A 10,966-nucleotide genomic window follows, 5' to 3' on the forward strand; every position below is an offset into this window, starting at 1 on the left:
CGGGGTGCTCCGGGGGCAAGAAGCCGGTTACCTTTGGGAGCGGCCGGCAGGGCGGAGCTGGGAGGCGCCGTTGCGGATCCGCGGCAGACAGGCAGACGTACCCCTTCCGGACAGCCCGTGGAGCGAGGTCGTGCCCGGTCTGTGGATGGGCGGACACGAGTTCCGGGGCGGCTCGGGCGAGGCGGAACTCGCGGTCGTGGGCGAGGAGTTCGACGTCGTACAGACCCTGCTCAGGCTTCCGGGCCACGGACCCGCGCCCGGTGTGGAGCATCACGTGTGGCCGATTCCCGACGGTCCGCTGGACGGCACGCAGCTCGCCGGCGTGATGCGGCTGGCCCGCGCCGCGACCGAGGCCCTGGACGCCGGCCGCGAGGTGCTGGTGCGCTGCTACCACGGCTACAACCGCTCGGGCCTGGTCGTCGCCCACGCCCTGGTGATGCGCGGCCGCTCCCCCGACGAGGCGATCCGGCTCATCCGCGCCCGGCGCTCCCCGTGGGCCCTGCACAACGAGCTGTTCGTCGCCTATCTGCGCGCGGGACTGCCGACCGCCCGCCTGCTGGAGGAACTGGCCGAGTAGCCTTCCTCCAGCACCGCCCCCAGGTACACAAAAAGGACTTCCCTACGAATAAGGTGTACGGGTCCCTCGACGATCCCACGCCACAGGAGCACCGTGTCCCCCCGTCGTCCCGCACGCACCGCCGTCACCACGGCCGCCGTCGCCCTGCTGGCACTGGCGGCGGCGGGCTGCGGTGACACGGGCGGGCTGCGCGGCGCCGGGGCGACCCCGACCGCCGTCAGTCCCGCCAAGCTCTGGCCGGACCTGCGGCCCGCGTCCAGCCCGGCGTATCCGTACGACGAGGCGACCAGGGAGACCGTGAAGGGCATCACGGTGCCCGGCGACGACATCCGCGAGGTCGATCCGGTGGACGTCGTACGGGCGGAGATCGCGGCGCACCCCGACGACTACGGCTCCAAGGGGGCGTTCCACGGGACGGCGAGCCGGATGAGCGACTGCGGCCGGGGCGCCGACCGGGCCCGGTGCCCGCTGCTGAAGACGTACTACCGCGACCTGACCGGGGACGGCCGGGACGACATGGCGCTGGGCTTCCGGCTGTACCCCACCAACCAGACGGCGGTGCGGATCTACACGGTCGAGAAGCACCGGCTGGTGCAGGTGATGGCCGACAACGACGCGATCACCGGAGTCGAGCTGGCCGGGCGTTCGGTGATCGTCCGTTCGCCCGCCGGGATCGTGGGCTACGAGTACCGCACCACGTGGGCCTGGGACCAGGAGCAGCGGGCGATGGTGTTCTCCCGGGACGAGTTCCTGCGCATCGGCAAGGGGCGGCACAGCCACACGCCGTCGCCGCCGTCCGGATCCGCGTCCGCGTACCCGTCCGCGTTCCCGACGGCGGCCCCGTCCGCGCTGCCCTCGGCGTCGTCGTCGGCCGCGCCGTCCCTGACCCCCTCCGCGAGCGGTCGATGAGGCTCCCCGGGTGGTCTGGGACACTCGCCGTGAAGGCGGCCGCGTTCATCACGGTGATGTGCTGCGCGCTGGCCGCGCTGCTGGGTGGCCTGGTGCATGTGTCGGTGACCGACCAGACCGTCGACCAGGCCCGTGACCTGGCGCTGTCCCGGCTGGCGGACGCGACCGAGGCGTACCAGGAGGGGGACGCGCTGCCGCCCGGCGCCGGGACCGATCCGGACGGGCTGCCGACGTCGCTGCGGGCGCTGGCCAGGCACGGGGACCGGGGGACGATGGTCGCCTCGAAAGACGGGCGCCCCACGATGTGGGCGGCGGGCCCCGCCGACGGCGGCCGGGCGCTCGCGGTGGAGGTCGACTACTCGCAGCAGGCCCGCACCATCTCCGGACTCGACCACTCCATCCTGTGGTCCTCGGCGCTGGCGATCGGGGCGACGCTGATGGTCGGCGCGTTCGCGGTGACCCGGGTGACCCGGCGGCTGCAGGACACCGCCCAGGTGGCCCGGCGGATCAGCGCGGGCGATCTGGACGCGCGGGTGGACGATCCGCGGACCAAGGACTGGGCCCGTCCGCAGGACGAGGTGGCCGCGGTGGCGGTGGCGCTGGACACCATGGCGTCCACGCTGCAGAGCAAGCTGCTGAGCGAGCAGCGGTTCACCGCTGACGTGGCGCACGAACTGCGGACCCCGCTGACCGGGCTGCACGCGGCGGCCGAGCTGCTGCCGCCGGGCCGGCCGACGGAGCTGGTGCGCGACCGGGTGGCGGCGCTGCGCACGCTCACCGAGGACCTGCTGGAGATCTCCCGCCTGGACACCGGCCGGGAGCGGCTGGAGACGGACTGCGAGGAGCTGGGCGCGCTCGCCGGGCGGGTGGTGCGGGCGTCGGGGACGGACACCGAGGTGCGGGTGGCCAGGGACGCCCGGGTGGAGACCGACCGGCGGCGGCTGGAGCGGGTGCTGGGCAACCTCGTGGCCAACGCGCACAAGCACGGCCGGGGGCCGGTGCTGCTGACGGTGGACGGGCCGGTGGTGACCGTGCGCGACCACGGGGACGGCTATCCGCAGTACCTTCTGGAGCACGGGCCGCAGCGCTTCCGCACCGAGGGCGGGGCGACCGGCCACGGACTCGGTCTGACCATCGCCCTGGGCCAGGCGGAGGTCCTGGGCGCCCGGCTGGTCTTCGCCAACGCCCTCGACGGCGGGGCGGTGGCGCGACTGACGCTGCCTCAGGCGCCGCCGGCGGCCCGCCGGACCAGCACCGGGGACAGCCCCGACGGCGAGGTGTGACGGGCGGCGCCCGCCACGCTGGAACCGGCCGACAAAGCACACAAGACACACTGTTTGGGTAAGTTCCGGACATGACCAAGGCCGGAACCACCCTGGCGGCGGCTCGGACACCCGCACCCGCCGTACGCCTCCCCCGGCGCCGTGGCATCGAACTCGCCCTGATCGTGCTGGCCGTCCTGCTCTCCGTGTACGGCTACTGCGCCGTGGGTCTGGCCAGGCGCGGCACCGTGCCGCCCGGCGCGGCCGGTTACGGCGCCGGGCTCAGCGTCCTCGCGCTCGTCACCCACCTCGCCGTACGCCTGCGCGCCCCCTACGCCGACCCCCTCCTGCTGCCCATCGGCGTGCTGCTCAACGGGCTCGGCCTGGTCCTCATCTACCGGCTGGACCTGGAGACCCCGGCCGACCACGCGGCACCGGCCCAACTCGTGTGGTCCACCCTGGGCGTGGCCCTGTTCATCGGGGTCGTCCTGTATCTGCGCGACCACCGGGTGCTGCAGCGCTACGCCTACGTCTGTGTGGTCGCCGCGCTCGGTCTGCTCCTGCTGCCGATCCTCTTCCCGGCGGTCAACGGCGCCCGCATCTGGGTCCGTCTCGCCGGATTCTCCATCCAGCCGAGCGAGTTCGCGAAGGTGCTGCTCGCCGTGTTCTTCGCCGCCTACCTGGCGGCCAACCGCAGCGCGCTCGCCCACGCCGGCCGTCAGGTCTGGCGGTTCAGACGGATCCAGCTGCCCACCGGCCGGGTGCTCGGGCCGGTCGTCACCATCTGGCTGCTGAGCGTCGGCGTCCTGGTCCTGGAGCGCGACCTGGGCACCTCGTTGCTGTTCTTCGGTCTGTTCGTGGTGCTGCTGTACGTCGCCACCGGCCGCACCGGGTGGATCGCGGTCGGCCTGCTGCTCGCCGTGTTCGGCGCGGCCGGGGTCGGCCACCTGGAACCGCACGTGCACGGCCGTATCGAGGACTGGCTGCACCCCTTCGACACGATCGAGGCGGGCCGGGGCCCCAACCAGCTCTCGCAGTCCCTGTTCGCCTTCGCGGCCGGCGGTGTCCTCGGCACCGGCCTGGGACGCGGCCACTCCATCCTCATCGGCTTCGCCGCCAAGTCGGACTTCATCCTGGCCACGGCCGGGGAGGAACTGGGCCTGGCCGGACTGTCGGCGATCTTCCTGCTCTACGGCCTGCTCGTGGAGCGCGGCTACCGGGCGGGCCTCGCGCTGCGCGAGCCCTTCGGCCGGCTCCTCGCCGTCGGCCTCGCCTCGATCCTCGCCCTCCAGGTGTTCGTGATCGCGGGCGGGGTCACCGGCCTGATCCCGCTGACCGGGATGGCGATGCCGTTCCTCGCCCAGGGCGGCTCCTCCGTCGTCACCAACTGGGCGATGGTGGCGCTGCTGATCAAGGTGAGCGACTCGGCCCGCAGCCAGTACGACGGAGAGGCGGCCTCGTGACCAAGTACATCCGGCACGCCTGGGCGTTCTGCGCCCTGCTGCTCCTCGCGCTGCTGGCCAACGCGGCCCGCGTCCAGGTCGTCCAGGCCGGCTCCTACGACGGCAACCCGGCCAACCGCCGCCCCACGATCGCCCGTTACCAGCAGCCGCGCGGTGACATCCTGGTCGGCGACGAGCCGGTCACCGGATCGACCGACTCCGGGCAGCAGCTGCGTTACGAACGCACCTACCGGGACGGCCCGTTGTACGCCCCCGTCACCGGTTTCTCCTCGCAGGTGTACGGCACCACGTTCCTGGAGCACGCCGAGGACGGGGTGCTCTCCGGGAGCGACCCGATGCTGTCGCCGTTCCCGCTGTGGCACGACGTCACCCGGGGGCCGAGGCACGTGGGGAACGTCGTCACCACCCTGAACCGGGAGGCGCAGCGGGCGGCGTACCGGGGGCTGGCCGGACGCCGGGGCGCGGTGGCCGCCGTGGAGCCGGCCACCGGCCGTGTCCTTGCCCTGGTCACCAGCCCCTCCTACGACCCGTCCGCGCTGTCCGGGAACGGCGAGGCGGTGACCTCGGCGTGGGCGCGGCTCAACGACGACCCGGAGAAGCCGATGCTCAACCGGGCGATCCGGCAGACGTATCCGCCCGGGTCGACGTTCAAGGTGGTCACCGCGGCCGCCGCGCTGGACGCCGGCGTGATCACGGACCTGGACGCGCGGACCGACTCCCCCGACCCCTACCGGCTCCCGGGCACCACCACCAAGCTGGCCAACGAGTCCGACGGCTGCCGGGACGCCTCGCTGCGGGCGGCCTTCGAGTGGTCCTGCAACACGGTCTTCGCCAAGCTGGGCGTGGACGTGGGGGTCGCGGACATGACGGCCGAGGCGCGGGCCTTCGGCTTCAACGACACCGGGCTGCGCATCCCCTTCTCCGTCGCGCCGAGCACCTTCGACACCCGGGTGGACAGGGCGCAGCTGGCGCTGTCGTCGATCGGGCAGTACAACACGCGGGCCACGCCCTTGCAGATGGCGATGGTCGCGGCGGCGGTGGCCGACGGCGGCCGGCTGCGGCCCCCGCACCTGGTCGAACGGACCACCCGGCGCGACGGCGAGACGATCACGGCGTACGGCCCGCGTCCGGAACGGCAGGTGATGAGCGCGGCGACGGCGGCGCGCCTGCGGGACCTGATGACCGACGTGGTCCGCGAGGGCACCGGCGGCAACGCGGCGATCCCCGGCGCCACGGTCGGCGGCAAGACGGGCACCGCCCAGCACGGCGTCGGCAACGCGGGGGTGCCGTACGCCTGGTTCGTCTCCTGGGCACAGGCCGACGACGACCTGGAACCGAAGGTGGCGGTCGCGGTGGTGGTGGAGGACGCGTCGGCCGACCGGGGCGACATCAGCGGCGGCGGCGACGCGGCCCCGATCGCGAAGGCGGTGATGCGGGCGGTACTGGGCCTGTGAGCCGGGGTCCGAAGCGAGGGGCTGTTGAGCCGGGGCCCGAGGCCGGGGCCGGGGCCGGGACGGGGTCATCAACGGATTGGTCAGTGGATTGGTCAGTGGATTGGTCGTACCGTCTCCGAGCGGATGCGGAGCGCCGTCCTGGCGGCCGCCTTCAGGTCCAGGTCGGCGTTGGCGGAACCGAAGGTCATCTCGGCCATGACGGCGGACGTGTTGGCGTCGGCCCAGGCGCAGACCGGGTAGGTGATCGACACCAGGGCTCCGTCCCGGCGGAGCACCTCGCAGCTGATCCGGACGGGTGATCCGGCCGGGGTGACGTCCCGGGGTCCGACCACCGTCGTGGTGCCCCTCGCCTCGCCGTCGCCGCGCAGCGCGCCGTCCCGTATCGCGCCCGGGTTCACGAACCGGCCGTACATCCCCGCGAGCACCAGGGCGCCCTTGGTCCGGTCGCCGCGCAGGCTGTACCGGCCGACGACGCCCTCGGTGACCTCGGTGGACCAGGTGTTGTTCGCCGCTGCCTTGATCTTCTCCCCGTCGACGGCGGAGAGGTCCTGGGCGAGTACGTACGTGCCGTCGTCCAGGGCGTGCGGGAGGGTGAGCCTCGTCCTGGCCTCGGGAAGCTGTTTCTCGGCATCCCGCCAGAGCACCCCGAGCCCCACGGTGCCGGCCACGAACACGACAACCAGGCCGCCGATGACGCCGAGCAGCAGGCCCATCCCGCTCTTCTCGGGCGGCGGCGTGAGCGGGGGAACCTGTGGAACCTGGAGCGCGGGCGGCGCTGGGGGCGTGGACACGTCAGGAATGTACTCCACTCGGACACGCGCCCACCGGGGACTTTCGCCCGGGCCGGGCAGCCGGTGAGGTAGACGCCACGTCAACAAGTGCCGCGCAGGGGATTGACGACCTTGCTGACAAGCAGTCTCATAAGTCTTCATGACGACCCTTTCAGAAGCCGACGCGCTCGACGGACTGCGTGACGCCCTCGGCCTGCTCAAGGACCGCGAGCAGGTGGCCGAGCGGCTGCTCGCCTCGTCCGCCAGGCACTCCTTCGACCCGGACCGGGAGCTGGACTGGGACGCGCCCTTCGAGGAGGGCAAGTGGTTCTGGCCGCCGGAGCTGGTGTCGCTGTACGGCACGCCCCTGTGGCAGCGGATGGGCGAGGAGCAGCGCATCCTGCTCTCCCAGCACGAGGCGGCGTCCCTGGCCTCGCTGGGCATCTGGTTCGAGATCATCCTGATGCAGCTGCTCGTCCGGCACATCTACGACAAGGCGGCCACCAGCGCACACGTCCGCTACGCGCTCACCGAGATCGAGGACGAGTGCCGGCACTCGAAGATGTTCGCCCGGCTGATCTCCCGCGGTGACGCGCCCTGGTACCCGGTCGCCCGCGCCCACCAGACCCTCGGCCGCGTCTTCAAGACGATCTCCACCACGCCCGGCTCCTTCACCGCCACCCTCCTCGGCGAGGAGGTCCTGGACTGGATGCAGCGGCTGACCTTCCCGGACGAGCGGGTCCAGCCGCTGGTCCGGGGCGTCACCCGCATTCACGTCGTGGAGGAGGCACGGCACGTCCGCTACGCCCGCGAGGAGCTGCGCCGCCAGATGGTGACCGCGCCGAGGTGGTCGCAGGAGTTCACCCGCGTCACCTCCGGCGAGTTCGCCCGTGTCTTCTCGGTGGCCTTCGTCAACCCCGAGGTGTACACCAACGTCGGCCTGGACAAGCGCGAGGCGATGGCCCAGGTGAAGGCGAGCGGACACCGCCGGGAGGTCATGCAGACGGGGGCCAGGCGGCTCACCGACTTCCTGGACGACATCGGGGTGCTGCGGGGAGTCGGGCGGCGGCTGTGGAGGTCTTCCGGACTGCTGGCGTGATCATCACTGGGGGGCCGCCGGGCGGAGCGATTACGCTGCCGGTCATGGCCCCTTCCGCGCCCACCCCCGCCTACCGCCGGCTCAGTGTCGAGGAGCGGCGCAGCCAACTGCTCGACGCCGCGCTGACCCTCTTCGCGCACCGCGCCCCGGAGGACGTGTCGCTGGACGACGTGGCGGAGGCGGCCGGGGTCTCCCGCCCCCTGGTGTACCGCTACTTCCCCGGCGGCAAGCAGCAGCTGTACGAGGCCGCGCTCAGGTCGGCCGCCGAGGAGCTCCAGCAGTGCTTCGACGAGCCGCGCCAGGGCCCGCTCCCGGCCCGGCTGGGCCGCGCCCTGGACCGCTATCTCGCCTTCGTCGACGAGCACGACGCCGGCTTCAGCGCCCTGCTCCAGGGCGGCAGCGTGGTGGAGACCTCCCGGACGACCGCCATCGTGGACGGCGTCCGGCGGGCCGCCGCCCAGCACATCCTCGGCCACCTCGGGGTCACCCGGCCCGGCCCCCGGCTGCGCATGACCGTCCGGGTGTGGATCACGGCCGTGGAGGCGGCCTCCCTCATCTGGCTCGACGAGGACAAGCAGCCGCCGGCCGGGGAACTGCGCGACTGGCTGGTGGAGCAGTTCGTGGCGGTCCTCACGGTGACCGCCGGACGGGACCCGCAGACGGCCGAGCTGGTCACCGCGTTGTCCGAGGATGGCTGAGACTGGTGGGGTGAAGAGTCAGGACACCCCCTTCGAGGGCGGCCCCATGGACGGGCGCGTGCTCCCCGTGCTGCTGGGTATGACCGGCCACCCCCCGAAGACGTACCGCATCCCGGTCCCGGACCCGGCCGGCGGCCCGCCCACGGTCCTCGTCTACCGCAGGGAGCCCCGCGCGCACAGCAAGCGACTCGGTGTGGTCACGGGCTGGAAGTACGCGTACGACACCGAAGGGGACAAGGGGCGCGGTCCGGCCGGGCGGATCAGGTGGCCCTGGTCCCGGCCGGGCGTCACGCCGTCCCGCAAGCCGGGTGACACCGGCGGGTGACGCGGTTGCGCCGGACGGCGCAAGCATGATGCGCGCGCCGTGCGTACACGTCTGATTATCACGGTGCGGAAGCAGGCGGACGGCCCGCCCGGCCCGCACCGGAGGTGATGACGTGCCGAAAAGGCTTCTGCGTCTGGCGTGTGCGGCCGCGGTGGCGGCCCAGGCGGCCCTCGCACCCGCCCCCGCGACCGCCGAACCCGATCCGCGGCGGCCGGTCTCCCAGCTGCTGACCGACCTTCAGCGGCTGTACCGACAGACCGAACAGGCCACCGAGACCTACGACGCCACCGCCGAGAGACTGCGGGCCCAGCAGGCCGAGGTGGCCCGGCTGGACGGCGAACTGGCCCGCGCCCGCCTCTCCCTCGACCGCGGCCGGCAGGCGGCCGGACGGCTGGCCCGCGAGCAGTACCAGAACAGCACCGCCCTCTCCCCCTACGTACGCCTGCTGCTGGCCCGGGATCCGCAGCACGCGCTCGACGAGGGCCATCTCATCGGGCAGCTGGCCCGCGAGCGGGCCGGGACGGTGGGGCGGCTGACGGGGAGCGAGCGGAGGAAGGACGCGCTGGCCCGGGCGGCGCGCAAGGCGCTCGATGCCCGGCTCACCCTCGCCGCGCAGCAGAAGAAGGCGCGCGACGACGTACGCGCCCGGCTCGCCGAGGTCGAACGCCTGCTTGCGTCCCTCACCCCGGAACAGGTCACCGCGCTCGCCGCGCGGGAGCGGAACGACACCGCCGACGCCCAGCGGAAGCTGGTGACGTCCGGTGCCCTCGGCGACGACCGTCCGCCGTCGGCCGAGGGCGACCGGGCCGTGCGCTACGCGGTACGGCAGCTGGGCAAGCCGTACGCGTGGGGGGCCGAGGGCCCGCAGGCGTACGACTGCTCGGGACTGACCGCCCAGGCGTGGGGCCACGCCGGCGCCCCCATCCCGCGCACCAGCCAGGAGCAGTGGGCCCGGCTCCCCCACATCCCCCTGCGCGACCTGCGCCCCGGGGACCTGGTGGTCTACTTCCCCGAGGCGACGCACGTGGCGATGTACGTGGGCGACGGCAAGGTGATCCAGGCACCCCGCCCCGGGGCCGAGGTCACGTTCTCCCCGATCGCGTCCTACCCGGTCCTCGGCGCGGTCCGCCCCGACGGGACCGCCCCGAACGGTCAGGCGCCCGCCACCGAGGCCAGGTAGGCCCCCGTCTTCTCGGGCTCGTAGAAGAAGTCCTCGAAGTCCGCCGGATTGTCGAAGCCGTTGGCGAAACGGTCCGCCACGGGCTGCAGCTGACCGGCCGCCCCGATGAGGTTCAGGATGTGCTCCGGAGGCGGCGCGAGCATCGCGTTGGTCCACTTCGTCACGTGCCGGGCGGTGTCCCAGTACCGCTCGAAGGTCCCCCGCATCCAGTCCTCGTCGAACTCCTTCTCACCGCGCTCCAGGATCGAGGCGAGGTAGGAGGCCGCGCACTTGGACGCCGAGTTGGATCCCTGCCCGGTGATCGGGTCGTTGGCGACCACGACGTCCGCGACACCGAGCACCAGCCCGCCGCCGGGAAGCCGGCCGACCGGGTTGCGGACCGTGGGCGCGTACCGGCCGGCCAGCGTGCCGCCGGCGTCGGTCAGTTCGGCCTTGGTGGCCCGCGCGTACTCCCACGGCGTGAACTTCTCCATGAGTTCCAGGGTCAGGGAGAGGTGCTCCGCCGGGTCCTTGACGCCCTTGAAGACGTCGAGCGGGCCGCCGGGTATGCCCTCCCAGAACAGGATGTCGGCGGGACCGGAGGTGGTCAGCGTCGGCATGACGAACAGCTCGCCGACGCCCGGGACCAGGTTGCAGCGGACGGCGTGGTGGTCCGGGTGCTCGGGGCGGGGGCCCAGGCCGTGGACGTACGCCACCGCCAGCGCGCGCTGCGGCTCGCTGTACGGGGAGCGGGAGGCGTCCCGGCCGAACATCTGGACGAGTTCGCCCTTGCCGGCCGAGACCAGGACGAGGTCGTACGTACGGGAGAAGTAGTCGAGGTCGGAGACCGCGGCGCCGTGGATGACCAGCTGGCCGCCGCGCTGGGCGAAGGTCTCCATCCAGCCGGCCATCTTCACCCGCTGGTCGACGGACTGCGCGTACCCGTCGAGCCGGCCCACCCAGTCGATCGCCCGCTGGGTCGGACCGGGGTCGTGCGAGCCGGGGGCCGCGACCGAGACGCCGAGTCCTTCGATCTTCGGGGCCTGGGACTCCCAGAAGTTCAGCTGGAGATCGCGCTCGTGCCGCAGTGCCGTGTCGAACATGCACTGGGTCGACATGACCCGGCCGGAACGGATCTCGTCCGCCGTCCGGTTCGACATCAGGGTGACCTCGTAGCCGTGCGACTGGAGGCCGAGGGCGAGCTGGAGTCCGGACTGGCCGGCTCCGACGACGAGTATCTTCCGCATGCG

The 10,966-nt window shown here is 72.9% G+C and carries 11 protein-coding genes; 9 read left to right on the plus strand and 2 right to left on the minus strand.

The window, feature by feature from the left end; all coding sequences use genetic code 11:
- Positions 1-70: 70 nt before the first annotated feature.
- The 5 genes from ACFYMM_RS00190 (at position 71) to ACFYMM_RS00210 (ending at position 5,665) form a co-directional block, all read left to right on the plus strand.
- Positions 71-577 carry a protein phosphatase gene (locus ACFYMM_RS00190; RefSeq protein WP_388382194.1) on the plus strand — a complete coding sequence of 169 codons (507 nt, stop codon included), beginning with the start codon at positions 71-73 and terminating at the stop codon, positions 575-577.
- A gap of 93 nt (positions 578-670) precedes the next feature.
- The gene (locus ACFYMM_RS00195; protein ID WP_388382196.1) at positions 671-1,486 is read left to right on the plus strand and encodes a hypothetical protein; all 816 of its coding nucleotides are present in this window, start codon (positions 671-673) and stop codon (positions 1,484-1,486) included.
- Positions 1,483-2,769, plus strand: coding sequence for an ATP-binding protein (locus tag ACFYMM_RS00200; RefSeq protein ID WP_388382197.1), 1,287 nt, complete (start codon positions 1,483-1,485; stop codon positions 2,767-2,769). Before ACFYMM_RS00195 ends, ACFYMM_RS00200 begins: the two co-directional genes overlap by 4 nt.
- Before the next feature lie 71 nt (positions 2,770-2,840).
- Positions 2,841-4,211 carry an FtsW/RodA/SpoVE family cell cycle protein gene (locus ACFYMM_RS00205; RefSeq protein ID WP_388382199.1) on the plus strand — a complete coding sequence of 457 codons (1,371 nt, stop codon included), beginning with the start codon at positions 2,841-2,843 and terminating at the stop codon, positions 4,209-4,211.
- Positions 4,208-5,665, plus strand: a complete 1,458-nt coding sequence (locus ACFYMM_RS00210) for a penicillin-binding transpeptidase domain-containing protein (RefSeq protein ID WP_388382201.1) — start codon at positions 4,208-4,210, stop codon at positions 5,663-5,665. The genes ACFYMM_RS00205 and ACFYMM_RS00210 overlap by 4 nt, the downstream gene beginning before the upstream one ends.
- Positions 5,666-5,757: 92 nt before the next feature.
- Here the strand turns inward: ACFYMM_RS00210 and ACFYMM_RS00215 are convergent, their stop codons facing one another.
- Positions 5,758-6,456, minus strand: coding sequence for a hypothetical protein (locus ACFYMM_RS00215; RefSeq protein ID WP_388382204.1), 699 nt, complete (start codon positions 6,454-6,456; stop codon positions 5,758-5,760).
- A 139-nt stretch (positions 6,457-6,595) separates the two neighbouring features.
- On the opposite strand from ACFYMM_RS00215, the gene ACFYMM_RS00220 reads away from it, so the two are divergent.
- The 4 genes from ACFYMM_RS00220 to ACFYMM_RS00235 all read left to right on the plus strand — a co-directional run bounded on the left by ACFYMM_RS00220 (position 6,596) and on the right by ACFYMM_RS00235 (position 9,737).
- Positions 6,596-7,534, plus strand: a complete 939-nt coding sequence (locus ACFYMM_RS00220) for a diiron oxygenase (RefSeq protein ID WP_388382206.1) — start codon at positions 6,596-6,598, stop codon at positions 7,532-7,534.
- 44 nt (positions 7,535-7,578) lie between these two features.
- Positions 7,579-8,232 (plus strand): TetR/AcrR family transcriptional regulator, encoded by a 654-nt coding sequence (locus ACFYMM_RS00225; protein ID WP_388382208.1) that lies wholly within the window; start codon positions 7,579-7,581, stop codon positions 8,230-8,232.
- Positions 8,233-8,242: 10 nt separating this feature from the next.
- Positions 8,243-8,557: a hypothetical protein gene (locus tag ACFYMM_RS00230; RefSeq protein WP_388382210.1), complete on the plus strand. Its 315-nt coding sequence runs from the start codon at positions 8,243-8,245 to the stop codon at positions 8,555-8,557.
- A gap of 112 nt (positions 8,558-8,669) precedes the next feature.
- Positions 8,670-9,737: an NlpC/P60 family protein gene (locus tag ACFYMM_RS00235; RefSeq protein WP_388382212.1), complete on the plus strand. Its 1,068-nt coding sequence runs from the start codon at positions 8,670-8,672 to the stop codon at positions 9,735-9,737.
- On the opposite strand, the gene ACFYMM_RS00240 is transcribed toward ACFYMM_RS00235, so the two are convergent.
- Complete coding sequence (locus ACFYMM_RS00240) at positions 9,710-10,963, minus strand: styrene monooxygenase/indole monooxygenase family protein (protein ID WP_388382214.1); 1,254 nt, start codon at positions 10,961-10,963, stop codon at positions 9,710-9,712. The genes ACFYMM_RS00235 and ACFYMM_RS00240 overlap by 28 nt on opposite strands.
- Positions 10,964-10,966: the final 3 nt, after the last annotated feature.

Source organism: Streptomyces sp. NPDC006739, assembly GCF_042869815.1.
In the GTDB taxonomy this organism is placed as follows: domain Bacteria; phylum Actinomycetota; class Actinomycetes; order Streptomycetales; family Streptomycetaceae; genus Streptomyces.